General features: G+C 63.2%; 28 protein-coding genes. 10 read left to right on the forward strand and 18 right to left on the reverse strand.

The features are described 5' to 3' along the window. Positions 1 to 402 precede the first annotated feature (402 nt). Positions 403 to 930: a 2-oxo-4-hydroxy-4-carboxy-5-ureidoimidazoline decarboxylase gene (gene uraD / locus HNP00_RS12255; RefSeq protein WP_184739440.1), complete on the forward strand. Its 528-nt coding sequence runs from the start codon at positions 403 to 405 to the stop codon at positions 928 to 930. Then, positions 927 to 1268: a hydroxyisourate hydrolase gene (gene uraH, locus HNP00_RS12260; protein WP_184739442.1), complete on the forward strand. Its 342-nt coding sequence runs from the start codon at positions 927 to 929 to the stop codon at positions 1266 to 1268. Before uraD ends, uraH begins: the two co-directional genes overlap by 4 nt. A gap of 120 nt (positions 1269 to 1388) precedes the next feature. On the opposite strand, the gene HNP00_RS12265 is transcribed toward uraH, so the two are convergent. Genes HNP00_RS12265 through HNP00_RS12290 form a run of 6 tightly spaced genes read right to left on the reverse strand, consistent with a single transcriptional unit; the run spans position 1389 to position 8123 of the window. Then, positions 1389 to 2171, reverse strand: coding sequence for a 3-oxoacyl-ACP reductase (locus HNP00_RS12265; protein WP_184739444.1), 783 nt, complete (start codon positions 2169 to 2171; stop codon positions 1389 to 1391). A gap of 43 nt (positions 2172 to 2214) precedes the next feature. Next, positions 2215 to 3579, reverse strand: coding sequence for an aldehyde dehydrogenase (locus HNP00_RS12270; protein ID WP_184739446.1), 1365 nt, complete (start codon positions 3577 to 3579; stop codon positions 2215 to 2217). Continuing rightward, on the reverse strand, positions 3576 to 4382 hold the full coding sequence (locus HNP00_RS12275) for a gamma-glutamyl-gamma-aminobutyrate hydrolase family protein (RefSeq protein ID WP_184739448.1): 807 nt from the start codon (positions 4380 to 4382) through the stop codon (positions 3576 to 3578). Before HNP00_RS12275 ends, HNP00_RS12270 begins: the two co-directional genes overlap by 4 nt. A gap of 5 nt (positions 4383 to 4387) precedes the next feature. Further along, positions 4388 to 5788 carry a glutamine synthetase family protein gene (locus HNP00_RS12280; RefSeq protein ID WP_311770572.1) on the reverse strand — a complete coding sequence of 467 codons (1401 nt, stop codon included), beginning with the start codon at positions 5786 to 5788 and terminating at the stop codon, positions 4388 to 4390. Then, the gene (locus HNP00_RS12285) at positions 5785 to 6519 is read right to left on the reverse strand and encodes a FadR/GntR family transcriptional regulator (RefSeq protein WP_184739450.1); all 735 of its coding nucleotides are present in this window, start codon (positions 6517 to 6519) and stop codon (positions 5785 to 5787) included. The genes HNP00_RS12280 and HNP00_RS12285 overlap by 4 nt, the downstream gene beginning before the upstream one ends. Positions 6520 to 6578: 59 nt before the next feature. Continuing rightward, positions 6579 to 8123 (reverse strand): amino acid permease, encoded by a 1545-nt coding sequence (locus HNP00_RS12290; protein WP_184739452.1) that lies wholly within the window; start codon positions 8121 to 8123, stop codon positions 6579 to 6581. A gap of 133 nt (positions 8124 to 8256) precedes the next feature. Between HNP00_RS12290 and HNP00_RS12295 the strand changes: the two genes are divergently transcribed. From HNP00_RS12295 to purM, 3 genes are all read left to right on the forward strand, one after another. Beyond that, on the forward strand, positions 8257 to 8628 hold the full coding sequence (locus HNP00_RS12295; protein WP_184739455.1) for a hypothetical protein: 372 nt from the start codon (positions 8257 to 8259) through the stop codon (positions 8626 to 8628). Between the two features lie 62 nt (positions 8629 to 8690). Continuing rightward, positions 8691 to 10277 carry an amidophosphoribosyltransferase gene (gene purF / locus HNP00_RS12300; RefSeq protein ID WP_184739457.1) on the forward strand — a complete coding sequence of 529 codons (1587 nt, stop codon included), beginning with the start codon at positions 8691 to 8693 and terminating at the stop codon, positions 10275 to 10277. After that, the gene (gene purM / locus HNP00_RS12305; RefSeq protein ID WP_184739459.1) at positions 10274 to 11434 is read left to right on the forward strand and encodes a phosphoribosylformylglycinamidine cyclo-ligase; all 1161 of its coding nucleotides are present in this window, start codon (positions 10274 to 10276) and stop codon (positions 11432 to 11434) included. Before purF ends, purM begins: the two co-directional genes overlap by 4 nt. Positions 11435 to 11506: 72 nt before the next feature. Here the strand turns inward: purM and HNP00_RS12310 are convergent, their stop codons facing one another. From HNP00_RS12310 to HNP00_RS12325, 4 genes are all read right to left on the reverse strand, one after another. Then, positions 11507 to 12292, reverse strand: coding sequence for a VOC family protein (locus HNP00_RS12310; RefSeq protein ID WP_184739461.1), 786 nt, complete (start codon positions 12290 to 12292; stop codon positions 11507 to 11509). Between the two features lie 109 nt (positions 12293 to 12401). After that, positions 12402 to 13382: a TIGR03086 family metal-binding protein gene (locus HNP00_RS12315; RefSeq protein ID WP_184739463.1), complete on the reverse strand. Its 981-nt coding sequence runs from the start codon at positions 13380 to 13382 to the stop codon at positions 12402 to 12404. Further along, complete coding sequence (locus HNP00_RS12320) at positions 13379 to 13708, reverse strand: helix-turn-helix transcriptional regulator (protein ID WP_184739465.1); 330 nt, start codon at positions 13706 to 13708, stop codon at positions 13379 to 13381. The genes HNP00_RS12315 and HNP00_RS12320 overlap by 4 nt, the downstream gene beginning before the upstream one ends. Before the next feature lie 239 nt (positions 13709 to 13947). Continuing rightward, complete coding sequence (locus HNP00_RS12325; protein WP_184739467.1) at positions 13948 to 14181, reverse strand: DUF3073 domain-containing protein; 234 nt, start codon at positions 14179 to 14181, stop codon at positions 13948 to 13950. A 221-nt stretch (positions 14182 to 14402) separates the two neighbouring features. Here HNP00_RS12325 and HNP00_RS12330 point away from each other — a divergent pair, with 221 nt between their 5' ends. Beyond that, positions 14403 to 15119, forward strand: a complete 717-nt coding sequence (locus HNP00_RS12330) for a septum formation family protein (RefSeq protein ID WP_260404945.1) — start codon at positions 14403 to 14405, stop codon at positions 15117 to 15119. Positions 15120 to 15157: 38 nt separating this feature from the next. Here the strand turns inward: HNP00_RS12330 and clpB are convergent, their stop codons facing one another. Next, the gene (gene clpB / locus HNP00_RS12335) at positions 15158 to 17827 is read right to left on the reverse strand and encodes an ATP-dependent chaperone ClpB (RefSeq protein ID WP_184739469.1); all 2670 of its coding nucleotides are present in this window, start codon (positions 17825 to 17827) and stop codon (positions 15158 to 15160) included. 203 nt (positions 17828 to 18030) lie between these two features. Here clpB and HNP00_RS12340 point away from each other — a divergent pair, with 203 nt between their 5' ends. The 3 genes from HNP00_RS12340 to HNP00_RS12350 are packed head-to-tail and all read left to right on the forward strand — an operon-like array spanning position 18031 to position 20161. Then, complete coding sequence (locus tag HNP00_RS12340; protein ID WP_184739471.1) at positions 18031 to 18495, forward strand: SRPBCC family protein; 465 nt, start codon at positions 18031 to 18033, stop codon at positions 18493 to 18495. A 20-nt stretch (positions 18496 to 18515) separates the two neighbouring features. Then, positions 18516 to 19385 carry a DUF4031 domain-containing protein gene (locus tag HNP00_RS12345; RefSeq protein ID WP_184739473.1) on the forward strand — a complete coding sequence of 290 codons (870 nt, stop codon included), beginning with the start codon at positions 18516 to 18518 and terminating at the stop codon, positions 19383 to 19385. Then, the gene (locus HNP00_RS12350; protein ID WP_184739475.1) at positions 19382 to 20161 is read left to right on the forward strand and encodes a 2-phosphosulfolactate phosphatase; all 780 of its coding nucleotides are present in this window, start codon (positions 19382 to 19384) and stop codon (positions 20159 to 20161) included. The genes HNP00_RS12345 and HNP00_RS12350 overlap by 4 nt, the downstream gene beginning before the upstream one ends. Positions 20162 to 20201: 40 nt before the next feature. Here HNP00_RS12350 and HNP00_RS12355 read toward each other — a convergent pair whose 3' ends face one another. The 4 genes from HNP00_RS12355 to HNP00_RS23325 all read right to left on the reverse strand — a co-directional run bounded on the left by HNP00_RS12355 (position 20202) and on the right by HNP00_RS23325 (position 23383). Then, complete coding sequence (locus tag HNP00_RS12355) at positions 20202 to 20561, reverse strand: DUF1801 domain-containing protein (RefSeq protein ID WP_184739477.1); 360 nt, start codon at positions 20559 to 20561, stop codon at positions 20202 to 20204. A gap of 59 nt (positions 20562 to 20620) precedes the next feature. Next, positions 20621 to 22357 (reverse strand): ubiquinone-dependent pyruvate dehydrogenase, encoded by a 1737-nt coding sequence (poxB, locus tag HNP00_RS12360; RefSeq protein ID WP_184739479.1) that lies wholly within the window; start codon positions 22355 to 22357, stop codon positions 20621 to 20623. Between the two features lie 91 nt (positions 22358 to 22448). After that, positions 22449 to 22850, reverse strand: coding sequence for a YccF domain-containing protein (locus HNP00_RS12365; RefSeq protein ID WP_184739481.1), 402 nt, complete (start codon positions 22848 to 22850; stop codon positions 22449 to 22451). Positions 22851 to 23167: 317 nt separating this feature from the next. After that, a complete protein-coding gene (locus tag HNP00_RS23325; protein ID WP_260404946.1) occupies positions 23168 to 23383 on the reverse strand; it encodes a hypothetical protein in 216 nt (71 codons plus the stop codon). Positions 23384 to 23417: 34 nt separating this feature from the next. Between HNP00_RS23325 and HNP00_RS23330 the strand changes: the two genes are divergently transcribed. After that, the gene (locus HNP00_RS23330; protein WP_260404947.1) at positions 23418 to 23612 is read left to right on the forward strand and encodes a hypothetical protein; all 195 of its coding nucleotides are present in this window, start codon (positions 23418 to 23420) and stop codon (positions 23610 to 23612) included. A gap of 161 nt (positions 23613 to 23773) precedes the next feature. Here HNP00_RS23330 and HNP00_RS12375 read toward each other — a convergent pair whose 3' ends face one another. From HNP00_RS12375 to HNP00_RS12385, 3 genes are all read right to left on the reverse strand, one after another. Further along, positions 23774 to 24235 (reverse strand): SRPBCC domain-containing protein, encoded by a 462-nt coding sequence (locus HNP00_RS12375; protein ID WP_184739485.1) that lies wholly within the window; start codon positions 24233 to 24235, stop codon positions 23774 to 23776. Further along, positions 24232 to 24582 (reverse strand): helix-turn-helix transcriptional regulator, encoded by a 351-nt coding sequence (locus tag HNP00_RS12380; RefSeq protein WP_184739487.1) that lies wholly within the window; start codon positions 24580 to 24582, stop codon positions 24232 to 24234. The genes HNP00_RS12375 and HNP00_RS12380 overlap by 4 nt, the downstream gene beginning before the upstream one ends. Positions 24583 to 24907: 325 nt before the next feature. Continuing rightward, positions 24908 to 25504: a phosphoribosylanthranilate isomerase gene (locus HNP00_RS12385; RefSeq protein ID WP_184739489.1), complete on the reverse strand. Its 597-nt coding sequence runs from the start codon at positions 25502 to 25504 to the stop codon at positions 24908 to 24910. Positions 25505 to 25596 lie beyond the last annotated feature (92 nt).

Genomic DNA, 25596 nt, shown 5'->3' on the forward strand with positions numbered 1-25596 from the left:
ACCCTCGGCTGGAAAACCCCCGCCCAAGCCCTCCAAGGAATTCTGGAAGAATCAGCAGCATAAGGACGTGTTGCAACGACCACTTGAATCCGCCTCGGTAATCAGCACCAAAGGTGAGCGAGCGTTTCGGTAATCAGCACCAAAGGTGAGCGAGCGTTTCGGGAGACGGCACCAAAGGTGAGCGAGCGTTTCGGGAAACGGCGGACCGGGGTGCGGTATTCTCTTGACACCACGGCGGACTTTGGATTCACTATTACGTATGCTGAAATAACAGTTCCATGATGCGGAAGGTCTGGAACGCGGAGACGCGCACCAACGAAACAAGCCCATCCGGCAGGAATCGCCGGAGTTCCGCATAGCCAACACCATGGATGCCAGCACTCGCACGAGGAATGAACAAGCATGCAGCTTGAAGTATTCAACAGCGTGGACCGTGCGGACGCCATCGACGTCCTCCGTCCATGCCTCGACATCCAGCGCTGGGTGGAGCAAATCGCCGACGCGCGCCCCTTCAGCAGCCTGGACTCCCTGCTCGGCTTCGCCCGGGAAACCGCCAAGCCGTTCACGTCAGACGAAGTGGCCGCGGCGATGGCCCACCACCCGCGGATCGGCGAACGGCCCAAGGCCCAGACCACCGAAGCGGCGATGTCCCGCTCCGAGCAGGCCGGCGTCGACCCCAGCGACGACGGCGTCGTCACCGCTTTGGCCGAGGGCAACCGTGAGTATGAGGCCAAGTTCGGCCGCGTCTTCCTGATCCGCGCCGCGGGCCGGACAGCCGAGGAAATCCTGGCGTCCCTCCAGGAACGGCTCACCCACACCGCGGAAGAAGAGGACATCATTGTGGCTGGCCAGCTGCGCGAAATCGCGTTGCTGCGAATTGCCGGCGTGATCAGCGAAACCAGCGTTAGCGAAGGAGCGACCAACAAATGAGCGTTTCCCAGATAACCACCCACATCCTGGACACCGGTTCCGGACGCCCGGCGGCTGGCGTCGCCGTCGTTCTCTCAGTGCGCGACGGCGACAACTGGCGGCACGTTGCTAGCGGCACCACCGATGCGGATGGCCGGATCAAGGACCTGGGTCCTGAAAAAGTCGACGGCGGCAGCTACCGTTTGAACTTCGCCACAGGTCCGTATTACAAGGCGCAAGGCGTCGACACCTTTTTCCCCGAGGTGGACTTGAGTTTCACGGTGTCCGACGCCGGCGAGCACTACCACGTGCCGCTCCTGCTCAGCCCCTTCGCGTTCTCGACGTATCGAGGAAGCTAGTCCTTCCGTCGATTGCTCCCCACCGGCTCCCGGCCTTCGCAAGCTCAGGCGGGGGCCCTCGCCGGCGTGGGCCCACACCGGCCAGGAACCGGCGGGGCAATCGACGGAAATGAAGGGAAACTAGTCGATCGGGGTGACGTAGGCTCCGGAGATACCGCCGTCAACCATGAAGGTCGACGCGGTAATGAACGAGGCGTCGTCGCTCGCCAGGAAGGCGACCGCAGCGGCCAGCTCCTCAGGCTCCGCGAAACGGCCCAAGGGCACGTGGACCAAACGGCGCGCGGCCCGCTCCGGATCGGAGGCGAAGAGTTCCTTCAGCAACGGGGTGTTGACCGGGCCGGGGCACAGCGCGTTGATCCGCACACCCTTGCGCGCGAACTCAACACCCAGCTCACGGGTCATCGCCAGCACGCCGCCCTTGGAAGCGCTATATGAAATCTGTGACGTGGCCGCACCCATCACGGCCACAAATGACGCGGTGTTGATGATGGAGCCCTTGCCTTGCTCCAGCATGTACGGGAGCGCGTACTTGCAGCAGTAGTAGACGCTGGTCAGGTTGACCTCCTGGACCCGGCGCCAGGCGTCGATTCCGGTATCGAGGATGGATGCATCGTCCGGCGGCGAAATACCCGCGTTGTTGAACGCGATATCAACGCTGCCATAGTGGCTCTTGGCTGCGGCAAAGAGGTCGATGACTTCCTGCTCGTCCGTGACATTGACCTTCACGAAGATGCCATCGACGGCAGTTGCGGCTGCCTCTCCAGCTGCCGGATCGATATCGGCGATGACCACGTTGGCGCCTTCCGAGGCGAACCGCTTTGCGGTGGCCAAGCCGATCCCGCTGCCACCGCCGGTGATGACTGCTGTGCGGTCCTTGAGTCGGTTTGAAATGAATTCGGTCATGGTGATCTCTCCTTGAATGATGGGGCTTCCAAAGTTTGGTGGGTCAGTGCGCGATGAAAACGTTCTTGACTTCGCTGAAGGAATCGAGCGCGTCAGGTCCCAGCTCACGGCCTAGGCCCGATTGCTTAAAGCCGCCGAACGGCGTCGAATACCGCACCGACGAGTGGGAGTTGACCGAGAGGTTTCCGGCATCCACCCCGCGGGCCACGCGCAAGGCCCGGCCAATGTCTTGGGTCCAGATGGACCCGGAGAGGCCGTATTCGGTGTGGTTGGCAATCCGTACAGCGTCCGCCTCGTCGTCGAAGGGCACGACGACGACGACGGGTCCGAAGATCTCCTCACGCACCGCCGGATCGTCAAAGGAGTCGGGAGCCAGAACAGTGGGCGGGAACCAGAAACCGGGCCCTTCGGGCACCTCGCCCTGGAAGGCTATAGGGGCTCCCGAAGGCACGAAGCCTGCGACGGTGTCCCTTTGCCGGGCGGAAATCAACGGCCCCATGACGGTACTTTCATCAGCCGGGTCGCCAACTTTGACAGCCCGAACAGCAGGCTCCAAGAGTTCCAAGAAAGCATCGTAGGCCGATTTTTCCACCAAGATCCGGGATCTGGCACAGCAGTCCTGGCCGGCGTTGTCGAACGCGCCGCCGGGAGCTGCGGCGGCCGCGGCCTGAAGGTCGGCGTCGGCGAACACGATGTTCGCGCTCTTGCCACCCAATTCAAGCGTCACTCGCTTCACTTGCTCGGCACAGCCGGCCATGATCTGCTTGCCGACCCCGGTAGACCCGGTAAAGACAACCTTTCGCACGGCAGGGTGGCTGACGAAGCGCGCCCCCACCACGGAGCCCTTTCCCGGGATGATGGTCAGCACGCCGTCGGGCAGGCCGGCCTCGCGCGCCAGCTCACCCAGCCTGATCGCCGTTAGTGGCGTAAGTTCCGCGGGTTTGAGTACCACCGTGTTGCCTGCCGCGAGCGCCGGAGCGAAGCCCCACGCCGCGATCGGCATGGGAAAGTTCCAAGGCACAATAATGCCCACGACGCCCAGCGGTTCGTGGAACGTCACATCGAGGCCGCCGGCAACGGGGATCTGCCGCCCAAAATGCCGCTCGGGAGCCGCCGAGTAGTAGCTGATAACGTCGCGCGCATTGCCCGCTTCCCAGCGGGCGTTGCCGACAGTATGTCCCGCATTGCGGACTTCCAGTTGCGCGAGGTTCTCCAGATCGGCGTCGACGGCGGCCGCGAACCGGCGCAAGAGCAGTGCCCGGTCCGACGGCGACACTCTCCTCCACGACTCAAAGGCGGCCGCCGCGCGGGCAATCAGGGCGTCAGTCTCCGCAAGGGAAGCCAGTTCAACAGTTTGAAGGAATTCCTCGGTGGCCGGATTGATGATGTCAAAAGTTGTGGCACTCACGCCCAGCTCTTTTCTGTTGGGTTGAACTGCGTGGATGAGTCGAGGCGGCTAGTGAAGGGTTCGCCGTCCCGGTAGCTCTTGGCGGATTCGATGAATCCTTCGAAGAGGCGCAGATCGGAGGGGTTCTGTTCCGGGTGAAATTGAACTCCAAGCGCCCAGCTTCCCTGAACGGACTCAACAGCCTCAATCGTGCCGTCTGCTGCGTAGGCCGTGACGCAAAGCCCCTCAGCCACCCGGTCCAGGATTTGGTGGTGATAGACAGGCGCCGATGCCCGTTCGCCCAGTAGCTCCGCGATGATGCTCCCCGGCCGAGTACCGAAGTCAACTTCGCCATGGACCCCAGGTGCGGGTTGATAGTTCGCCTCGGGCAGCACATCCGGCACATGCTGGATGAGGTTTCCGCCCAAGGCTACGTTGAGGATTTGCGCACCGCGGCAGATCGCGAAAAGCGGAATTCCCTTCTCCAACGCGGCAAGCGTCAGGGCGATATCGTGCTCGTCCCGCTCTGGTTGGCTGCGAGTGCTTGGGTGGGGTTCGGCGTCGTAGTTTCCAGGATCGACGTCGGCCCCTCCCACCACAATGAGGCCATCCACCAGGTCAAGTACGGAAGTATCAGTGCCGATAGGCGGCAGGAGGAGGGGCGTTCCTCCGGCCGCCACGACGGCCTCCAAATATGTCGCCGGCAGCACCGCCGCTGACGCGTCCCAAACCCCCCATTTCGCACCTTGGAGGTAGGTGGTCAGGGCAATCCGAGGCCGCCGGACTGATTCCGGAGCCGGGGCGGGCGTCTGATTCTCAGTCATTGCTCCTAAAGCCTTTCAAAACCGCGGCGGAGCTCCCAGTCCGTGATGGCGGACTCAAAAGCTGCCAGCTCGACGTCGGCGTAGTTCACGTAGTGCCGCACCACTTCCTCGCCGAAGACCTCCTTGGCGATCACGGAGTTGGCGAACAAATCGCGGGCCTCCCGCATGGTAGTCGGCACAGTGGGAGCGCCCGAAGTGTAAGCGCTGCCAATTGTTGCCGGTTCGAGTTCGAGCTCATTTTCGATTCCGTAGAGACCGCCGGCAAGCATGGCGGACAGTGCCAAATACGGGTTGACGTCCCCGCCCGGCAGCCGGTTTTCCAACCGCGCGCTTTGGCCATGGCCCACCAGGCGCACCGAACAGGTGCGGTTATCGAGGCCCCAGGCCACCGCCGTCGGAGCGAACGAGCCTTTGACGAACCGCTTGTAGGAGTTGATGTTGGGAGCGTAGAAGAGCGTGAATTCCCGCATCGTGGCCAGCACGCCCGCAATGAAGTGATCGTAGGTCTTGGTCCGGGCGCCGGTGGCCTTGTCCCAGAAAACCAGCTCGTCGTCCAGCCCACGAAGGGACAAATGGATGTGGCAGGAATTGCCCTCGCGCTCGTTCGGCTTGGCCATGAACGTGATGGACTGGCCCATGTCATGGGCGATGTCCTTGGCCGCGGTCTTGTAGACCGAGTGGTTGTCCGCAGTGGTCACGACTTCGTCGTACTTGAACGCGATCTCGTGCTGGCCAAAGTTGCATTCGCCCTTGGCGGATTCCACGGTCATGCCAGCCGCGTACATCTCATTCCGGATCCGGCGAAGCAACGGCTCCACCCGGCCGGATCCCAAGAGCGAGTAGTCCACGTTGTATTGGTTCGCAGGAGTGAGGTGCTTGTAATCCAAGTCCCACGCCTGCTCGTAGGAGTCATTGTAGATAACAAACTCAAGCTCTGTACCGGCGAGCGCCTTCCAGCCGTGCCCGGCAGCCTTCCCGGCCTGGCGCTTGAGCATGGCGCGCGGCGAAACGGAGACCGGAGTGCCGTCGGTCATGGACAAATCGCACTGGATCAGCGCACTTCCCTCGCGATAGGGAAGGAGCCGGATGGTGTCCAAATCCATGTCGAAGACCATGTCGCCATAGCCTTTCTCCCACGAAGAAATGTCGTAGCCATCCACGGTGTTCATTTCGGTATCAACGGCGAGGAGGTAGTTGCAGCCTTCGGTTCCGTGGTCCAGGACGGAATCCAGGAAGAACTGCGCGTGAAGGAGCTTGCCCTGCAGCCTCCCTTGCATGTCGGTGAAGCCGAGAATCACGGTGTCTATGAGGCCTTCGGCAATCTGCGCTTTGAGTTGCTCAACGGTGAGCATACGGTCATTGCGGGGGTGAACTGTGTTCGAAATGTCGTTCATGGTGCTGCTCATTTCAGTAGTCCCTTGAGTAGTGCGGCAGTGGACTCGCAATGCAATTCCATGACGCTTCGGGCCGCTGCAGGCTCGCCGTCGAGGATGGCCTGCACGATCAATCGATGTTCTTGGTTTGAATGTTCGATGTTTCTTTGCAGAAAGGGGATTTCCGCCAGGAATTCGTGGATCTTTGTCTGGATGGTGGTGCTCGCCTTGTTGAGTTCGGACGATCCCGCAACGGCGGAAAAAGCCAGGTGAAGGCGGGCATCTGCTTGCCTGTATTCCACCGGTGAACCCGCATTTTCAACCTCGGCCAGCGAGTCCATGAGAAGCCGGCGCTGGTCCTCGCTCAGCCGCATCGAGGCCGCGCGCTGGCAGGCTCCCGGTTCGATCACCGAACGGAAGATGAGGATGTCACTGATCTCTTCCTGCCGGTCCTTGTTGTCAAGGCGCTCCGGCGGGCGAGCGTTGCCGACCGGTTCGACGATCGTGCCGCCGCCCCTTCCGCGAACGGTCGTGACGAAACCGGCTGCGCGCAATGCGCTGATCGCTTCCCGCAGCGTCGCTCGGGAGACCTGCATGCGCTCGGCCAAGTCGCGTTCCGGCGGTAGGCGCTCGCCGGTTTTGAAGATGCCCAACTGAATGGCGGACCCCAAGTGCTCCACACACGATTCGAAGGCCATGTGTCCGCGCGCGGGAAGCAAGACCGTCTCCAGGAGGGGGGACTCAATCGGTTCGGCGAACAACATGGTGGCCTTCCTTGTTGGGAGGGCCGCCGGCGGAGAAACGAGGGCGGCCCGCGGGTGTGCTAGTTGAGCAGCTTATCGGCGTCGATCGTCAGGTGTTCCTGCTCGGCGCTTGTCATGAACGTCCGGCGCCCCGTGGTGTACCAGAGCACGGTGGCAAGGAGGAAGACCACCGCAACGGCGATTGGTGCGTAATTGAAGGTGTCGATGGTGATATCTGCGACCGGCGGAAGAACGAAGAGGATCACGATGATGGCGACCCACACGATCGCTATCCAGTTGATGACGGGGCTCCACTTGCCCAGATGCCACGGGCCAGGGGTGAAACTCTTGTTGAGCCTTCGGAGCAACACCGGGGTGATGTACGCGATGTAGAGGCCAATGACGGCGACGCTCGTCACGGCAAAATAGGCGGTGGTGTTGAACAGGGCCGGCGAAGCCAGCACAATCGCACAGCCGACGCAAAGCCAAATCGAATTCGTGGGGGTGCCGCTCCGGGCGTTGACTCTGGCCCAGATGCGGGATCCCGGCAGCGCGTTGTCGCGGGAGAAGGCGTAGGTCATGCGCGAGTTGGCCGTCACTGATGCCATGCCGCAGAAGAACTGTGCGCCCACCACGATGGCGAGCAGGAACTTCGCTACGCCGGGGTTGCCCAGCGCATCGAGGAAAATCTGCGCCGGCGGCAAGCCTGTTGATGTCGCGGCAAGGGCGGTCAGGCCGTCCTCGGACCCGTCGGGGATTGCAGCGACGAGCGAGTAGAGCAGAATCCAACCGCCGATGATGGAGACCACGACGCTCATGACAATCCCCTTGGGGGCTGCGATGGCAGCGTTTTTAGTCTCCTCGGCAACGTGGGCCGAAGCATCGTAGCCCGTGTAGGTGTACTGCGACATGAGCAGGCCCATGAGGAAGACATACGGCCCGAAGGTGAAGCCGGTTTCGTTGTGCCACGCCGTCATTGTCCAGTCGAAGGATTGGTGGCTCGTGGGCATGATCCACAGCGCCGCCACAATAATTGCCACACCAACAATGTGCCACCAAGCAGAGACATTGGACAGGAAACTGACAATCTTGACGCCGAAGCTGTTGAGCAGGGCGTGGATGATCATGAGGACGACGAACAGGACGAATGTTCCGCCGGCGGTGGGCTCGACGCCGAATGTCAGTGCCGCGAAAGCCATCATTGTTGTGGCGCAACCGAAGTCGATTGCGGCCGTGACGGCCACCTCGCCGAGGAAGTTGAACCAGCCAACGTACCAGGCCCAGGCCCGCTTGTTCCGTTTGGCGAGCCTGCCGGCCCAGAAGTAAAGTCCACCGGCCGTGGGGTATCGCGAACAGACCTCGGCCATGGAAAGTGCCACGCAGAGGACCAGGACGCCAACCAGTGGCCAACCCAGGTTGATGGCGGCCGGGCCACCGGATTTGAGCGCGATGCTGAAGGAGGTGATGCAGCCAGCGAGAATCGAAATGATGGAAAACGAGACTGCGAAGTTGGAGAAGCCGGACATGCCGCGATGTAGCTCTTGCTTGTAGCCAAGCTCGGCGAGGGCCGCAGCATCTGCGTCTTGCACAGCCTGCACCTTCGCTGCCGTAGAACGATCACTCATGATTATTCTCTTTCTAAACGGAGGGGGAACGGGCCGACACCGCTCGCATCGATAGTGACCCACTTCACATCAATATGTCAATGGTCTGACTTCAGACCACAAGCCAAAGTCTGAGGACGGTAGGCTGGAAGGCATGATTTCTGAGGACTCGAACACTGCCAGCGGCACGCCAAAGAACGGCGCGGCGCAGAATGGCACCGCGCACGACGGCGGCCCTGAACGCCGCGGGATCACGGTCCGCCGAGCCCCCAAGTTCGTTCCGTTCCTGGCGCTTGGCGGGGTTGCTGGCATCATCGCCGCCGCTTTCGTGGCATACGGCCTCCCCGGCGATGCCAGCTTCGATCGCGGCGCAGTCTTCGGCTTCTTCCTGGTGGCCTTTGCCGCCGGCGGCGTACTTCTCGGCGCGGTCGCTGCGCTTGTCCTGGACAAGGTCAGCGTGCGGCGTGCCCAGCGCGCCGTCGTCGAGTCCGTGCCGGACTCAAACGAGGACGACGCCGAAGCATAGGATCCCGGTCACAAAGACGCGTGAGGGAAAATACCACGCCAACATCATGCGACAATTGACCAGTGGCACGTGGCGACGGAAAACTTTCTCATGATCTTCTCCCCGACGAAAAAGGACCTCAGGACGCTTGTGGCGTCTTCGGGGTCTGGGCGCCGGGCGAAGAAGTAGCAAAACTCACCTATTACGGGCTGTATGCGCTGCAGCACCGCGGACAAGAATCGGCTGGTATTGCTACCAGTGACGGCAAGCGCATCAATGTCTACAAGGACATGGGCCTCGTGTCCCAGGTCTTCGACGAGACAACGCTGAACACCCTCACCGGGCACCTCGCCGTCGGCCACTGCCGGTACTCCACCACCGGAGCGAGCCACTGGGCCAACGCACAGCCCACCCTCGGTGCGACTGCCACCGGAACCGTTGCCCTTGCGCACAACGGCAACCTGACGAACACCGCTGAACTCAGGGAAATGATCCTCGAGCTCAACGGCGGCCAGCTGACCGGCGAAATGAAGCAGGGCAACACCTCGGACACCGCCCTGGTCACCGCCCTCCTCGAAGGCGAAGAAGGCAAGACCCTCGAACAGACCGCCCTCGAGCTGCTGCCCAAGATCCGCGGCGGGTTCTGCTTCGTCTTCATGGACGAAGGCACCCTCTACGCAGCGCGAGACACCTACGGCATCCGCCCCCTGTGCCTTGGCCGCCTTGAGCGCGGCTGGGTTGTCGCCTCGGAGCAGTCCGCCCTGGCCACGGTCGGCGCGAGCTTCATCCGCGAGATCGAGCCCGGCGAGTTCATCGCCATTGACGAGAACGGCGTCCGTTCCCAGCGCTTCGCGGAGGCGACGCCGGCCGGCTGCGTTTTCGAGTACGTCTACCTCGCGCGCCCCGACGCTTCGATTGCCGGGCGCTCCGTGTACGAGTCCCGCGTGGAGATGGGCCGCCAGTTGGCCCGCGAAAACACCCAGGTAGCGGACATCGTCATCCCCGTCCCCGAGTCCGGCACCCCTGCCGCAGTCGGATACGCCGAGGAATCCGGCATCCCGTTCGCGCATGGCTTCGTCAAGAACTCCTACGTGGGCCGTACGTTCATCCAGCCCTCGCAGACCCTGCGCCAGCTCGGCATCCGGCTCAAGCTCAACGCCCTCGAATCCGTGATCCGCGGCAAGCGCGTGGTGGTTGTGGATGACTCGATCGTCCGCGGCAACACCCAGCGTGCCATCGTCCGGATGCTCCGCGAGGCTGGCGCCGCAGCCGTCCACATCAAGATTTCCTCCCCGCCCGTACAGTGGCCCTGCTTCTACGGCATCGACTTCGCCTCCCTCGCTGAACTGATCGCCAATGGTGCCACCATCGAGGAAATCTCCCACGCCATTGGCGCAGATTCGCTGGCGTACATTTCCGAAGACGGCATGATCGGCGCCACCCAGCAGCCCCGCGAACGCCTCTGTACTGCCTGCTTCACGGGCCGGTACCCCATCGAACTCCCGGGTTCGGACAAACTGGGCAAGAACCTCCTGGAGCGCACCGACCTCGGCGGGCTGCCGACGTCGGACGACCCCGCCAACAAGCCCGGTGCCACGGGCTGCGATCCCGGACCCGACGCCGAGTTTGAGAACCTGCTGACTGACGCCGATAAGAAAGAGTCTGTATGACCTCCGCATCCCCCGCCGCTGAGAACACAACCGGTATCACCTACGCGTCCGCGGGCGTCGACGTCGAAGCGGGCGACCGCGCCGTCGAACTCATGAAGGACGCTGTCAAGGCGACCCACAACAGCTCGGTGCTCGGCGGCGTCGGCGGTTTCGCCGGCCTGTACGACGTCTCCCGGCTGCTCACATACAAGAGGCCGCTGCTGGCCACGTCCACGGACGGCGTGGGCACTAAAGTTGCCATCGCCCAGGCCATGGACATCCACGACACCATCGGTTTCGACCTCGTCGGCATGGTAGTGGACGACATCGTGGTGGTCGGCGCAGAGCCGCTCTTCATGACCGACTACATCGCGTGCGGCAAGGTTGTCCCCGAGCGCATCGCGGACATCGTCCGCGGCATCGCGGCCGCTTGCTCCGTGGCAGGCACCGCCCTGGTGGGTGGCGAAACCGCTGAGCACCCGGGCCTGCTGGGTGAGCACGAGTACGACGTCGCCGGTGCAGCGACCGGTGTTGTCGAAGCCGACGCTTTGCTCGGCCCGGACCGCGTCCGCGCTGGCGACGTCGTGATCGGCATGGCGTCTTCCGGCCTGCACTCCAACGGCTACTCCTTGGTCCGCCGCGTCATCAACCACGCTGGCTGGGCCTTGGACCGCCAGGTTTCCGAACTCGGCCGCACCTTGGGCGAAGAGCTCCTGGAACCGACCCGGGTCTACGCCGCCGACTGCTTGGACCTCGCCCGCGCCTTCCCGGTTTCCGGCCTCGGCGCCGCAGCCGGCGCAGTGCACGGCTTCAGCCACGTCACCGGCGGCGGCTTGGCAGCCAACCTGGCCCGCGTCCTGCCGCAGGGCCTCGTGGCCACGGTTGACCGTGCCACCTGGGAACTGCCGGCCATCTTCAAGCTGGTATCTGAGCTCGGCAACGTGCCGCTGGCCGATCTCGAGCGCACGCTCAACTTGGGCGTCGGCATGGTGGCCATCGTGTCGCCGGAGATCGCAGACGCCGCCGTTGCCCGCCTCAACGAGCGCGGACTGCCGTCGTGGGTGATGGGTACTGTTGCCGCGGATTCCGCGTCCGTGGACAAGAGCGGCCCAGACTACGTCCAGGGTGCCAAGGGCGTCGACGGCGGCGCCGTACGCCTGGTCAACTCTTACGCCTAAGGGTTCTTAGCGCAAACGAGTGCCCACCCCACTGCCGATCCGGCAGTGGGGTGGGCACTCGTTGTTTATGGCCTAGTTGCTTTCGCTAGCCATCACACTGAAGGCTGCTCCAGCGGGATCGCCGAGAACTGCCATGCGCCCGACGCCGGGCACATCGAAGGCAGGCGCGAAGACCTGTGCTCCGAGTTCCACCGCCTTCGCCACGGATTCGTTGACGTCGGCCACATTGAAGTACGTCATCCAGAACGGCGGCATGCCCTCCATGGGCTGCTTCATGGCTCCGGCCACGGACTTCCCATCGACTACGAGTTGCGTGTACTCCTGCAGGTCGCCGGCCGCAGCCGTCTCGCTGGCGCATCCCGTCACTGCCTCATAGAACGCTACGGCCTTGGCGACGTCGTTCGTCTGCAGTTCGCTCCAGACCACCGTGCCCGGCTCGTTGACCAACCCGGCGCCGTGGTGGTTGCCCGCTTCCCAGAAGCCAACCTGTGCCCCGGTGGGATCGGCGGCGAAGAACATGCGGCCGCTCCCGTTGGGGACGCTGTCCGGCGGGAATAGGATGTTGCCGCCCGCCGCCGTCGCGCGCTCAGCGGCCTCGTCAACCGAATCGACAGCAAGGTAGTTGGCCCAGAAGGACGGCACACCGGCCGCAGCCATGTCCGGCATCTGCTGCATCATGCCCGCGACGTAGCGGTCCTGCAGCTTGGCCATGTAGTAGGTGCCGCCGTTGCCGGCATCCATTGCATCCAGTTCCCAGCCGAACAGATCAGTGTAAAAGGCCTTGGAAGCCTCAATGTCCGACGACGACAGGTCCACCCAACACGGAGTTCCCTGCTTGTAGCTATCAACCTGCGGCATTGCTATCCCTTCGTTGAGTAGCCGGCATACGCCGGCGGATACCACGTTCAAAGTAGTACGGGGGTCCGACACTGACAACAGTCGGCGAGCGCGGGCCCCTCGGAACCCGCTATGCGTGAACTGTGCGGCCAGTGAAAGCAACCAAGCGCTCCAGGCTGGATGCCGTCTCGGCGACTTCCTGGGCCGGGGCGAAGCTGCCGCTCGCACGGACCTGATCGCTGATGGTGTTCTGGGCGAGGACCTCCACGTAGTCGGTGAGCTCGTCCGCAACCGACAGCTCGCGGCCAAGGGCCTTGGAGAAGTCCCAAGCGTGGACCAGGAATTCAAGGTTGAGGATGGAGGCGACCATCGGGGCCGGCAGTTCAGCGAAGCCCATGTCGATGGTGCCTTCGAGGCCACGGCGGTAGAAAGCTTCCAGCGTGGGCTGGGCGAGGTCGGCGATGCGCACCTCAGGCGACTTTCCGGCGTCGTCCGCTACGTCGGCTCCCAGCGCCTTCGCGATGCCGGAAATCGAGCCGGCGAGGTGGTCAAGCAACTGGGACACGTTGAAGTCGGCGCACGGCGTGTGAGTCTGCGCGTCGGCGTCCGTGACGTTCGCCAGCACGCGCTGCACGATGGCAAGCGTGGCGTCCGCGGAGGTGAGTTCGTTGAGATCGGCGGGGGCAGCTGCCCATTCGTCGGCACCGGCGTCCCCCGTGGATGCCTCGGCGAGGAGACGGTCGAGGTAGTGGTTCCAGCCCTCGGCGTGCGCGGCGACCGCTTCCGGCGTCGGAAGGCCTTCGTGCACCAGGCGCACGGTGGTCCCGCCGTCGGCGGGCTCAAGGGTGATGGCCACGGTGGAGACGTTGTCCGCCGGGGCCTCAGGCTGCTCCCAGCCCCACGTGAAGACGACGCGCTTGCCCGGTTCGATTTCGGTGAACGTTCCGGCTGCGTGATGGCCCGGGGTGATGGTCCACCGGTACTCGCCGCCCACCTTCAGGTCGACGCGGGCGGCGACCGTCTGCCAGCGGCGGAGCCTTTCGGGCTGGGTGATGAGTTCGAACGCCTGGTCGACGTTGAGGGGAAGAAGAACGGTCTTGTCGTAAATCATGGTGATTCCTCGGTTGTGGGAAGGCGGTCGTTGGTGAAGTTTTGTGCGTCAGCAAGGAGCATGTCCAGCTCTGTGGTCCAGAACTGCTCAAAAAGCTTCCGGAGTTCCCTCATGCCAGCGTTGTCCAAGCGGTAGAAACGGTTGCGTCCCTCTTTGCGGGCCGCAACAAGTCCAACCTGCTCCAGCAACAGCAAGTGCTGCGAGACGGCGGATCTGCTCACCGTGAATTCGGCAGCCAGCTCCGTCACGGTGCACTCACCCGCCGCAAGCATGTGCAACAGACGCCGCCTATTCGGCTCCGCGGCAACTTCCAGTGGGTCGAGCATGATTAATACGTTAGCGTCCACTAACGCATTCTGTCAACAACTTCCGAGAGCGCACTATCACCGACTACAGCACGGCGGACACCGCTACGAAAAGAGAACGAAAAAAGCCCGTGGAGCACGCCAATCATGGCGCGCCCCACGGGCTCTGTGTTTTGCGTGGCATCCGGGGATGCCAAATGACCTCGTGTACGACGGCGGTACGCAACTCGATGCCGAAAGGCACCTGATTGTTGCGACAGCTATCCGATACGGCGGGTGTCTACCTCGTCGTCATCGTCTTCCAAGTCCTCTGCGTACTTGTCCTCGTAAGCCGAGTAGTCCGGCTCCGGCGGATCATCCGCGAATCGGCTCGTCGCACGACTTGATGGACCCGTTAGCTCGCGCTGAAGGGCCGAATAGTCAGTGTTCGGGGAGTAGTACTTAATGTCCCGAGCCTGCTTGGTAGCTTTTGCCTTTTGACGGCCGCGCCCCATGGCGTGACCCCCTTTTGTACTTGGACCGGAGGTGGTCACCTTGGCGATCGGTGAGGCCCCGGAATGTTTGGTCAATTTGTCGTATGTCTAGATTACATGCTTTCTGGAGCAACTGCTTGCCACCACCTTCGCGAAAGCAGCGTCACAGTCCCACCTGGCAGCATCAACATTCATTGGCATGAAAAACTTGGGTAGAGTCGCCCTAATATCGGGCCACACGCATGAGAGGCACACATTCAGACATGGGCCAGGACAACACCTTCCCGGGCAACAACGGTACAGGCGACGATGAGTCGCCGGTAGACCCCGGCGCAGGGAACGAGGATCCGGGGACTTCGGGCGTTGATCCGGAGAATGCGGAGCCTGGCGAAACCGAACCGGAGTCCACCGATACCAACGGAAAAGAGTCCCCGCTGCGGACCGCCCTTGACGCCATGACGCGGCAACGGATCATCATCGGCGGGATCGTGCTGGCTGTACTGATCCTCATCGGCATAGTGATCTGGGTCCTCGTTGGAGCCCTGGCCAACCGTCCGGTGGCCGACGCCAGCCCCGAACCTGCCACGTCCACCACCCGTGGGACCCTTCCGGCGGACGTGGCAGCCAAGGACTACCAGCTGGGCGATTGCTTCGCCGACTTCGACTCCAGCGCAAGCCATGCGCGGGTTGTGGAATGCAACACAGATCATTCCGCCCAGTTGGGCGCCATTTTCCGCTACAAGGCCGGGGACTCTTTTCCCGGCACCACCGCATTGCGGGACAAGGGCCGCGAAATCTGCCGCACGATGCTGCTCAACGAAGCATCCAGCAAGTATGTGCTGCTCCAACAAAACGTGTACCCGAGCTCCACCAGCTGGGATAAAGGCGACCGCCGAGTGGACTGCTTCATCGTGGTGGACTCGGGCAATACGCTCAAGGAATCCGTACTTCAGAAGTAGCCCGGCAGACCCGGTCCCAGCCCGGCCATCCGCTCCAGCTAGTCCTTCCGCCTCACCGTCAGGCCGCTGCCTGCCGGAGCTCCGCCGTCGGGACCCGACAAAGCTTCGAGCCCTTCGATGGTGAGTTCGTCGACGTCGGCCGCGGTGTCCACCAGGACAGTGTCGCCGTCCATGATCTGTCCGGCGAGGATCTCCTTTGCCAGGCGGTCGCCGATCTCGCGTTGAACCAACCTGCGCAACGGACGCGCGCCGTAGGCGGGATCGTAACCGGACATCGCGAGCCAGGCGCGGGCACCGTCAGTGACCTCGAGGGTGAGCCTGCGGTCGTGCAGCCTCTTGGTCAGCTCGTCCACGTGCAACTCGACGATCCTGGCGAGTTCGTCCACGCTGAGGGCGTCGAACAGGACAATCTCATCGAGGCGGTTGAGGAACTCCGGCTTGAAGGACGCGTTGACCACGGCCATGACCGCATTTCGCTTCGCCGCGGCGTCCAAGGTTGGATCCACGAGGAACTGGCTGCCGTGGTTTGAGGTCAGCACCAGGATGGTGTTCCGGAAGTCCACCGTACGGCCCTGGCCGTCGGTGAGGCGGCCGTCGTCGAGCACTTGCAGGAGGATGTCGAACACTTCCGGGTGGGCCTTCTCCACTTCGTCGAGCAGGATCACGGAGTACGGGCGGCGGCGGACCGCTTCCGTGAGCTGACCGCCTTCCTCGTAGCCCACGTATCCGGGAGGAGCACCGACCAGGCGGGCCACGGAGTGCTTCTCCCCGTACTCGGACATGTCGATCCGCACCATGGCGCGTTCGTCATCGAAGAGGAAGTCGGCCAGGGCCTTGGCCAGTTCGGTTTTCCCGACGCCCGTGGGGCCGAGGAACAAGAAGGAACCCGTCGGGCGGTTGGGGTCACTGATGCCCGCGCGGGCGCGCCGGACGGCATCGGAAACGGCGGCCACGGCCTTGGATTGGCCGATCAGCCGCTTGCCGATCTCCTCTTCCATGTGCAGCAGCTTCTGGGACTCGCCCTGCAGCATGCGGCCTGCCGGGATTCCGGTCCAGGCGGAAATGACTTCGGCAATATCGTCCGCCGTGACTTCGTCGGCAACCATCAACGCAGGTTTTGCCTCGCCCCGCGCCTCCCGGGCAGATTCCTCCTCGGCCGCGGCACTGAGCTCGCGCTCCAACGCGGGTAGCTCGCCGTACAGAATGCGCGAGGCGGCTTCAAGGTCGCCTTCGCGCTGGTATTTTTCGGCGGCCGAACGCAATTCATCGATTTTCGCTTTGAGGTCGCCAACCCGGTTGAGCCCGGCCTTTTCAGATTCCCAGCGGGCGTTCAATGCCGACAGGGTTTCTTTCTTGTCCGCCTTGTCCGCGCGGAGGGCTGCGAGGCGCTCCACCGAGGCGGCGTCAGTCTCCCGGGCGAGGGCCAGCTCCTCCATGGTGAGACGGTCCACGGCGCGGCGGAGCTGGTCGATTTCCTCGGGAGCGGAATCGATCTCCATGCGCAACCGTGACGCCGCCTCGTCCACGAGGTCAATTGCCTTGTCCGGCAACTGGCGGCCCGAGATGTAGCGGTTGGAGAGCGTTGCGGCCGCCACCAATGCGGAGTCCGCGATCGCTACTTTGTGGTGGGCCTCATAGCGTTCCTTGAGGCCACGGAGGATACCGATGGTGTCCTCCACACTCGGCTCACCCACGTAGACCTGCTGGAAGCGGCGTTCCAGTGCCGGATCTTTCTCGACGTTTTCGCGGTACTCGTCCAGGGTGGTGGCACCGATGAGCCGGAGCTCGCCGCGGGCCAGCATGGGCTTGAGCATATTGCCGGCGTCCATGGCACTTTCGCCCGTGGCACCAGCGCCCACCACGGTGTGGATTTCGTCGATAAACGTGACGATCTGACCGTTGGAGTTCTTGATCTCCTCCAGCACCGCTTTGAGGCGTTCCTCGAATTCGCCGCGGTATTTGGCCCCAGCCACCATTGAAGCGAGGTCCAGCGCAATCAGGGTCTTGCCCCGCAGGCTTTCCGGGACGTCCCCGGCCACCATGCGCTGGGCGAGCCCTTCGACGACGGCGGTCTTGCCGACGCCGGGTTCCCCGATGAGCACTGGATTGTTCTTGGTACGGCGACTCAGCACCTGGACGACCCGCCGGATTTCGCTGTCCCGTCCGATCACGGGATCCAGCTTGCCGGAGCGCGCCACGGCAGTCAGGTCGGTGCCGTATTTCTCCAGCGCTTGGAAAGTATTTTCCGGGTCTTGTGAGGTGACTTTACGGTCGCCGCGGACACCCGGCAGGGCGGCGAGGAGCGCCTCATGGGACGCGCCGGCGTCGCGCAGTAGCTTTCCTACGGCGTCGCTTCCGGCAGAAAGCCCCAAAAGGAGGTGTTCGGTAGACACAAAGGAATCGCCGAGCTTTTCCGCCTCGTTCTGGGCGGCCTGAATAGCCTGCATGGACGGACGGGAAAGCTGCGCTTGCTGCACGGAGCTGCCCGACGACGACGGCAGGGCCTTGATCGCCGAACTCGCCTGCACGCTCACCGCGTCCGGGTCCGCTCCGGTGGCGCGCAAAAGGGCGACGGCGACGCCCTCGCGCTGGTCCATGAGCGCCTTGAGCAGGTGGGCCGGCTCCAATTGGGGATTTCCCGCGGTGGAGGCGTTCATGGCCGCCGCGGAAAGAGCCTCCTGGCTCTTGGTGGTGAATTTGACGTCCATGGAAGAGCTCCTTTCGGGAAGATGGCTGTTTCTCAAAGTTGAGTCTACTATGCTCAACTTTGGCAAACCGTCCCTCCCGATCCATGTTTGCCGACGGCGAAACCAGTGTCCATAGTCCACCCCGCCTATGTGGAAAAGCCCCTCCCCCTTCGCAGCACACGGACCGGACCCACGATCTCGCCAAACAGCCGTACGATATGCACATGGCACCCTTTACAGTCACCCGCAATGCGCTGATCGCCGCGGATCCCGCGGACATCTTCCCCCTCGTCAACAACTTCCACGAATGGACCAAATGGTCTCCTTGGGAGGCGGTTGACCCCAAGCTGAGCCGCAGCTACTCGGGCAACGAATCCGGCGTCGGAGCAAAGTATGCCTGGAGTGGCAACAACAAGGCCGGCACCGGAACCATGGAAATCGTCGGCTCCGAGGAGCCCGGCAAGATCGATATCCGCCTGGAATTCACCAAGCCGATGAAGGCCGTCAACCCCACGGAGTTCACTTTCGTCCCCGAGGGCGAAGGCACCCGCGTCACCTGGACAATGACGGGTGAAAACAAGGGCCTCGGCAAAGTCTTCGCGCTGTTCATGAACATGGACAAGATGGTGGGCGGCGACTTCGAAAAGGGCCTGGCGTCCCTCAAAACGGCGGCCACCCAGAAGAACTAGTAGCCCGTCGGGCACAGGCCATGGCCGTCTACGTTGATCCGCCGCTGTGGCCCGCGCACGGGACGGTGTTTTCCCACCTCGTCTCGGACGCATCGCTCGAGGAACTGCATGCCTTTGCCGCGGCCGCAGGGATCCCCGAGCGTGCCTTCGACGGCGACCACTACGACGTCCCGGAGCGCCGCTACCAGGATCTCCTGTCCGCCGGAGCCATCCCCGTGGAGGCCCGCGTTCTGGTCCGCAAACTAATTGCGAGTGGTTTGCGGATCCCCGCCCGGGACCGGAGCAAAGCGCTCACTGTGCCCCTGCTGGAGCGCTGGAATTCAACGCTCCCGGGACATGAGGAGCTAGGTTTCGAGCTCCTGGAACGCTGGGGCGAAGAACACCGGAAGTATCACAGCCGCACGCATTTGTTGGCGGTCCTCGAAGCCCTGGACGTCCTCACTGACCCCGCGCTTCCCGCGCGCTCGGTAACCTTGGCCGCGTGGTTCCACGACGCTGTCTATGAGGGAATCGCCGGGCAGGATGAAGAGCAATCGGCCAAATTGGCCGAGGACCGGCTCGCCATTGCAGGCCTGCCTGAGCCGGTGATCGATGAGGTGGCCCGGCTCGTCAGGCTGACCTCGACGCACAGCCCCGCGCCGGACGATCATGCCGGCGCCCTCCTGTGCGACGCCGATCTCTCCATCCTCGGTGCGGAACCCGCGCCTTACGCCCGCTATTTGACGGCTGTCCGCGAGGATTACGCCCACGTCAGCGATGCCGACTTCGCCGCCGGCCGGTCCGCGGTGGTTCGCCAGTTGCTCGCCCTGGATCCGCTCTTCCACAGCGAACGTGCCAAGGGCCTATGGCTGGACGCCGCTCGACGCAACCTGGAGGCCGAACTGTCATGACCACGGCGGGGACGGTGCATCGGCAGCTTCCGTTCGCGGTGAGGTTTGAATGGGGGCTCGACGGCGCCCGCGCCATAGCGTCTGGAGCCGATCTTGCCGTTGTGGTTGACGTCCTCTCCTTCACCACGTGCGTGAGCGTCGCCGTCGACCGCGGCGCCATGGTCTTCCCCTACCCGTGGATGGACGCGGGAGCGGAGGAATTCGCCGCCCACCAAGGTGCGCAGCTGGCCGGTCCGCGAGGCGGGGGCGGACTGAACCTCTCGCCGTCGAGCCTCCGCCGCGCGCGGACCTTGAGCCGCGTGGTGCTGCCTTCGCCCAACGGTTCGGCCCTTGCCTACGAGCTCGCCCGGGATGTTCCGCTCATCGCGGCCGTGTCACTGCGCAATGCGGCCGCCACCGCGGATTGGGTGGCGGCCGAGCTGTCCCCTGACGCCGTCGTGGCGGTGATCGCAGCCGGTGAGCGATGGCCCGGCGGTTCGCTCCGGCCCGCTGTGGAGGATCAGATCGGGGCCGGCGCCTTCATTGCCGGGCTCGCGGCCGCGGGCCGGGGCGGCTTCACTCCGGAGGACGGCAGGGAAGGTTTTTCGCCGGAGGCCGAGGCCGCCATGGCAGTTTTCAACGCTGCCGAGCCCCGGCTCCGCGAAGCCCTGCAAGGCTGCTCTAGCGGCCGGGAGTTGATCGGCGCAGGTTACGCCGACGACGTCGAGATCGCCGCCGAACTCGACGCCGGGCTCGCTGTCGCCCTGTTGAGGGACGGTGCGTTTCGGCGACCCTGAGCGCTCATCACGGCCCGGAGGACCCCGTGACCCCTCGCGGCTAGCCCTTATCCTTAATCCAACCCAGGATCACGGCTTCGAGCGCCGGCTTCTTTGCTTCGAAATCGGCGTCGTCCACAAACCGCGCAACGCGGGAGACTTCGCCGTCGCCCTCCAGCAGGCCCAGCTCATCCGCGAGCGATGCACCCTGGTGGAACATCAGGGTGACATTTTTCTTTGATCGCGGGAAGAATGAGGCAATGTTTCCCTTGTAAATGAAGGTGGGCGCCTGCCATTTGATGGCTTCGGACAAGCGCGAGTCTACGCCGAGGATGAATTCCCTGATTTGGGCGAGCAATTGGCGGTGCGGGTTGTCGTACTGCTGAAGCCAGGTGTCCACTTCCGGATTTCGATTGCCCATGGCAGTAACCATAAGCCTCCTCGGCTGCGAGCGGCCCCGGGAGAGTAACTCGCGTCCGCTCAGAAAATCTGGCGGATGTTGGTTTTCGCGAGGTCGATGAGCTGGTCGCCACGGCCGGAGAGGACGGTACGGATCGCGTAGAGCGTGAATCCTTTGACCTGTTCGGCGCTGATGGCCGGCGGAATGGACAGTTCCTGCCGGGCTGTACGGACATCGATCAGCGCGGGACCGTCGTGGGCGAGGGCTTCAGCGAGTCCCTCTTTCAGCCCGGAGGAGTTGTCCACCCGGATGCCACGGATTTCCAGTGATTCAGCGAGCTTGGCGAAATCCGGGTTCTCCAAGTCCGTGCCGAAGTTGACGAAGCCCGCGGCCTTCATTTCGAGCTCCACGAAGTTCAGCGAGGAGTTGTTGAAGACCACCACTTTGACGGGGAGCTTGTTCTGCACCAAGGTGATCAGTTCGCCCAGCAGCATGGTCAGGCCGCCGTCGCCGGCCAGGGCCACTACCTGGCGCCCGGGGTACGCTGCGGCCGCGCCGATTCCATGCGATAGGGCATTGGCCATGGTTCCGTGGTTGAACGAGCCGAGCAGCCGGCGTCGGCCGTTCATGGTCAGATAGCGGGCGGCCCACACCGTGGGGGACCCGACGTCGCACGTGAAAACGGCGTCCGGGGCCGCCAATTCATCCACCAGCCTGCCCACGAACTGCGGATGAATGGGCTGGCCATCCTTGGCCGGAGTGGCCAGGTCATCGAGTTTGGCGCGCGACTTGGCGTAGTGCTTGAGCGAAGCACTCAGGTGTGTTCTCTTCGCCTTGCGCTCGATCAAAGGCAGCAGGGACGCCGCAGTGTCCTTGACCGTGCCCAGGAGTCCAAGGTCAATTCGGGCGCGCCTGCCGAGCTGCTCGCCCCTGATATCCACCTGGATGATCTTGGCGTTCTCCGGGTAGAACTGCTGGTACGGAAAATCGGTGCCCAGCATGAGCAAGGCCTCGCAGCTTTCCATCGCGCGGTAGCCGGAACTGAACCCCAAAAGGCCGGTCATGCCGACGTCGAAAGGGTTGTCGTATTCGATGTGTTCCTTGCCGCGCATCGCGTGGACGATGGGCGCCCCCAACGCGTCCGCCAACGCCATGACCTCCGCGTGCGCACCCGCTGTGCCGGCGCCGGCGAGGATAGTGACTTTGCCGGCCGCGTTGAGAATGTCCGCTGCCTCTGCGAGCTCCTGGCTGTTGGGCCGGATCTCGGGCCTGGCGGCCCGGATCACCGCGGTCCTGTTGCTCTGCGCCTCCGCGAGGGCAACGTCGCCCGGAATCACGACGACGGCGACACCCCGCTTCTCGACCGCAGTCCGCATGGCGATTTCCAAGACCCTGGGCATCTGGGAAGGATGGGCGACGTGCTCGACATAGACGCTGCATTCCCGGAACAGCTCCTGGGGATGCGTCTCCTGGAAGTACTGGCTGCCAATCTCTTCACTGGGAATGTGCGCGGCGATGGCCAACACGGGAACCCTGGACTTATTCGCATCGTAAAGCCCATTGATCAGGTGCAAGTTGCCAGGGCCGCAGGATCCGGCGCACACTGCCAGTTCATCGGTGAGCCCTGCCTCGGCCGCAGCCGCCAGCGCAGCGGCTTCCTCATGCCTGACGTGAACCCAGCGGATGCTGTCTTCTTCCCTGAGCGCGTCCGTGAATCCATTCAGCGAATCTCCGGGGATCCCGTAGACGCGCTGGACGTTGTTGGCTTTGAGGGTGGCGACGATATTCTTGGCAACAGTGTTCCTGGCGGCGGACATGGACTGTTCCTTTCGACGGGAGGCAGTGCAGACACGGCCTACGCTACTCCGGAACAGTCCATGGCGCCTGATGCCCGACGCGCCGGTAGGGCTAGCGGTAGGTGCTGACGAACGGGCGGTTGCTAGGCACGATCTGCTTGCCTAGCGGCATGAGCGATACCGGGATGAGCTTCAGGTTGGCGATGGCCAGCGGGATCCCGATGATGGTGATGGCCATGGCGAAGGCCGTCACCACGTGCCCGATCGCGATCCAGATGCCCGCGACCAGCAACCAGATGACGTTGCCTAGGAGGGGGAAGATGCCTCCCCCGCCGGGCTTTTCGATGATTGTGCGTCCGAACGGCCACAACGTGTACGAGGCAATCCGGAACGACGCGATGCCCCACGGGATGGTGACGATCAACAAGCAACAAACAATTCCGGCCATGAAATATCCCAAGGCCAGGACGAAGCCACCGCAGACGAGCCAGATGATGTTGAGCAGCGTTTTCATATCTTCCATTGTCCCTTGGAGGTCGCGTCCGGGGCCTAGGGGTTCGCCCTGAGATCCCCCTGATCTTCCGATCCCCGCTCACTTATGTGCCCCTTTTGCCGGGCGCTCACTCACTTATGTGGGCAAGCGGCGGCGCCCTCCTGCAGATGAAGATCTGAAGGAGGGCGCCTAATTTTCGGCCTAAAAGTGAGCGAGCGTTGCACCGCCGGGTTTCCCCGCAGCGCTCGCTCACTTATGTCGCCTTTTTTCGCGGGCGCTCACTCACTTATGTGAGCTCCAAAGCCCGGCCAGCGCCCGCGGGGGCTGCGGGCTACGGACTACTTGCAGTTAGCGCTCAGCCAAGCCGTAACGGGAGCCATCGCTTTTTCGAACTTGCCGCTTGAGTAGACCGTTTGGTCCTTCAAACCTGCAAACGCAGTGTCCTTCAAGTTGGTGAAATCGGCTTTGAGACCTTCCGGGACGCGCTCTGCCGTGGCGGTGAGTTCGGCCTTGTATTGCTCCAGCTCGGCGGTCTTTCCCTGCGCCGCAGACATTGGCAGCAACGAAGCTCCCGTAGCTTCTTTAGAGATGGTGGAGCACATTTCGGCTGCCGAAGCGAAGCCCCCAAAGGGCCCCGACGACGGAGTCGGGCTTGCGGATGCGGAATCGCCCACAGAAGAGGGCGACGGCGTGCCCGCCGAGGCGGTGCCTGCCTGCGATGAGCAGCCAGACAATGCCAAAGCGGCAAAAAAGGCGATTGTCAGGTATCGGATAGGGCCGTAAAGAGGTTGAGCAAGGATTTTCAAAGGTCGCATTCTGCTTGATCGTCTGCCTCCGGAACCGTTCCGTCCCCGGAGGCAATGGCATTCTGTCCCCGCCGTGGAGTGTAGCCCGAATGGCCCCCGACCTTCCAAGTTGACTTCGGGCGCCTCCAGCCAGCTTCCCTATGCCCGCACCAGCAAAGTGTCCAGCTTGGTGAACGACGTGCCCCACCCCTCACGGGTCATTTCCACCCATTCATCAGAGTCGAAGGGGCCCTGGGTGAGGTGAAGCCGCGTCCGACTGCCATCCAGTACCTCGAACTCGAGGCGCATTTCCAGCAAGAGCGTGATCCCGGCGTCGGGCTCTGCTTTCTGGGTGGCGACCAGCAGGGCGGGCGGATCATAGGCGGTGATAACGGCGTCGATGGGTGATTCCTTCGCAGTGCCGTCCTCATCCCAGGTCATGACGAGCTGCCATGCACCACCCACCCTGGGTTCGACGACAATCCGGTTGCGCGGCGAATCAACACCTACTGGCCCAAACCAGGCCGCGAGCTGATCGGGGTCCATGAAGGCCTCGAAGACGAGTTCGCGTGGGGCATCGAACTCGCGGGTCATGGTGAGAATGTGCTGTTCCGTGTTCATTGCTTGACTCCTGGATCCTTTGAATCGTGCTGAATCTTGCGTAAGTGGGCATCGAGGCGGATAAAGCTCGCATCCCAGAACCGCCTGTACTTGTCCATCCATTCAGTGGCTTCGCGCAGTGGTTCCACTTCCAATTTGGAAGACCTCCATTGTGCATTCCGGCTCCGGCTGATCAGCCCTGCGGCTTCCAGGACTTTGAGGTGCCGCGAGACCGCGGGAAGGCTGATGGCGAACGGTTCGGCAAGCTCCTTCACGGTGGCTTCGCCCTCCGACAGCCGAGCCAGGATGGCCCTTCGGGTCGGGTCGGCCAGTGCCGAGAAGATGAGACTGAGCCGATCTGTGGACATCGTTGGCGCCTTCGTATTTAACCATTCGGCTAATTAGCTGAAGTGTTAAATATGCGACGCCGGACGGCGGCTGTCAAGAGATTCTTGCGACGCCCGCTCACATCACTGCAGGAGGGTCACGCCAAAAAGGCGCCAAAGGTGCAGGAGCGTTTGTGGAAAAGGCGCCAAAGGTGAGCGAGCGATTGTGGAAAAGGCGCCAAAGGTGCAGGAGCGATTGTGGAAAAAGCGCCAAAGGTGAGCGAGCGATTGTGGAAAAGGCGCCAAAGGTGCAGGAGCGATTGTGGAAAAAGCGCCAAAGGTGAGCGAGCGATTGTGGGTGGGGCCGTTAGGCTTTGGCGGCCTTGACGAAGGCACGCACCAGGTCGAGGTCCTTCACGCCGCGGGACGACTCCACGCCGCTGGACACGTCGACGCCCCAGGCTTCGGCTTCACGCGCTGCGACTCCGACGTTGGACGGGGTCAACCCTCCGGCCAACAGCCATTTGCGCCCACCCAGGCCCAGTTTTCGGACCGAGGAATAGTCCCACGCCTCACCCGAACCCGGCACAGCGGCGTCGATCAGGAGCAGTTCCTCGCCCCATTCGTCGAACTCCTCCGGCGCGGCGCCCATGGTGACGGCCCTGATCAGCCGCATGCCGGCGTCGTGCACGGTCTTGACGTCTTCCGGCGAGCGGCTTCCGTGCAGCTGGACCCATTCAAGGCCGGCCTGACGGGCGGTTGCGACGGCGTCGACGGCGGCCTCGTGGCGGAAAACTCCGACGGCGGCGACACCTTCGGGCACATGGATCAGCAAGTCTCGGGCACGATCGGGCGATACCTCGCGCGGGCTCTTCGTCAGCACGAAACCCACGGCATCTGTGCCGGACTCGACGGCGGCTTGCACGGACTCAGGCGTGCTCAAGCCACACACTTTAACGAACATTCCGCGCCTCCAACCCTTTATCTCACTACGACGTTAGCAAGCGCCTCCGGGATTGTTGAACCGCGCCAAGGTTGCGCCGATGTTACGCGGGC

It is taken from the genome of Arthrobacter sp. AZCC_0090 (assembly GCF_014207375.1).
Classification (GTDB): Bacteria; Actinomycetota; Actinomycetes; order Actinomycetales; family Micrococcaceae; genus Arthrobacter.

Excerpts from the sequence above, each read along its gene's own strand:
- uraD (WP_184739440.1), top strand. The coding sequence starts at position 403 with ATGCAGCTTGAAGTATTCAACAGCGTGGACCGTGCGGACGCCATCGAC.
- uraH (WP_184739442.1), top strand. The coding sequence starts at position 927 with ATGAGCGTTTCCCAGATAACCACCCACATCCTGGACACCGGTTCCGGA.
- HNP00_RS12265 (WP_184739444.1), bottom strand. The coding sequence starts at position 2,171 with ATGACCGAATTCATTTCAAACCGACTCAAGGACCGCACAGCAGTCATC.
- HNP00_RS12275 (WP_184739448.1), bottom strand. The coding sequence starts at position 4,382 with ATGACTGAGAATCAGACGCCCGCCCCGGCTCCGGAATCAGTCCGGCGG.
- HNP00_RS12280 (WP_311770572.1), bottom strand. The coding sequence starts at position 5,788 with ATGAGCAGCACCATGAACGACATTTCGAACACAGTTCACCCCCGCAAT.
- HNP00_RS12285 (WP_184739450.1), bottom strand. The coding sequence starts at position 6,519 with ATGTTGTTCGCCGAACCGATTGAGTCCCCCCTCCTGGAGACGGTCTTG.
- HNP00_RS12290 (WP_184739452.1), bottom strand. The coding sequence starts at position 8,123 with ATGAGTGATCGTTCTACGGCAGCGAAGGTGCAGGCTGTGCAAGACGCA.
- HNP00_RS12295 (WP_184739455.1), top strand. The coding sequence starts at position 8,257 with ATGATTTCTGAGGACTCGAACACTGCCAGCGGCACGCCAAAGAACGGC.
- purM (WP_184739459.1), top strand. The coding sequence starts at position 10,274 with ATGACCTCCGCATCCCCCGCCGCTGAGAACACAACCGGTATCACCTAC.
- HNP00_RS12310 (WP_184739461.1), bottom strand. The coding sequence starts at position 12,292 with ATGCCGCAGGTTGATAGCTACAAGCAGGGAACTCCGTGTTGGGTGGAC.
- HNP00_RS12315 (WP_184739463.1), bottom strand. The coding sequence starts at position 13,382 with ATGATTTACGACAAGACCGTTCTTCTTCCCCTCAACGTCGACCAGGCG.
- HNP00_RS12320 (WP_184739465.1), bottom strand. The coding sequence starts at position 13,708 with ATGCTCGACCCACTGGAAGTTGCCGCGGAGCCGAATAGGCGGCGTCTG.
- HNP00_RS12325 (WP_184739467.1), bottom strand. The coding sequence starts at position 14,181 with ATGGGGCGCGGCCGTCAAAAGGCAAAAGCTACCAAGCAGGCTCGGGAC.
- HNP00_RS12330 (WP_260404945.1), top strand. The coding sequence starts at position 14,403 with ATGAGAGGCACACATTCAGACATGGGCCAGGACAACACCTTCCCGGGC.
- clpB (WP_184739469.1), bottom strand. The coding sequence starts at position 17,827 with ATGGACGTCAAATTCACCACCAAGAGCCAGGAGGCTCTTTCCGCGGCG.
- HNP00_RS12340 (WP_184739471.1), top strand. The coding sequence starts at position 18,031 with ATGGCACCCTTTACAGTCACCCGCAATGCGCTGATCGCCGCGGATCCC.
- HNP00_RS12345 (WP_184739473.1), top strand. The coding sequence starts at position 18,516 with ATGGCCGTCTACGTTGATCCGCCGCTGTGGCCCGCGCACGGGACGGTG.
- HNP00_RS12350 (WP_184739475.1), top strand. The coding sequence starts at position 19,382 with ATGACCACGGCGGGGACGGTGCATCGGCAGCTTCCGTTCGCGGTGAGG.
- HNP00_RS12355 (WP_184739477.1), bottom strand. The coding sequence starts at position 20,561 with ATGGGCAATCGAAATCCGGAAGTGGACACCTGGCTTCAGCAGTACGAC.
- poxB (WP_184739479.1), bottom strand. The coding sequence starts at position 22,357 with ATGTCCGCCGCCAGGAACACTGTTGCCAAGAATATCGTCGCCACCCTC.
- HNP00_RS12365 (WP_184739481.1), bottom strand. The coding sequence starts at position 22,850 with ATGAAAACGCTGCTCAACATCATCTGGCTCGTCTGCGGTGGCTTCGTC.
- HNP00_RS23325 (WP_260404946.1), bottom strand. The coding sequence starts at position 23,383 with ATGTCTGCGGCGCAGGGAAAGACCGCCGAGCTGGAGCAATACAAGGCC.
- HNP00_RS23330 (WP_260404947.1), top strand. The coding sequence starts at position 23,418 with ATGGTGGAGCACATTTCGGCTGCCGAAGCGAAGCCCCCAAAGGGCCCC.
- HNP00_RS12375 (WP_184739485.1), bottom strand. The coding sequence starts at position 24,235 with ATGAACACGGAACAGCACATTCTCACCATGACCCGCGAGTTCGATGCC.
- HNP00_RS12380 (WP_184739487.1), bottom strand. The coding sequence starts at position 24,582 with ATGTCCACAGATCGGCTCAGTCTCATCTTCTCGGCACTGGCCGACCCG.
- HNP00_RS12385 (WP_184739489.1), bottom strand. The coding sequence starts at position 25,504 with ATGTTCGTTAAAGTGTGTGGCTTGAGCACGCCTGAGTCCGTGCAAGCC.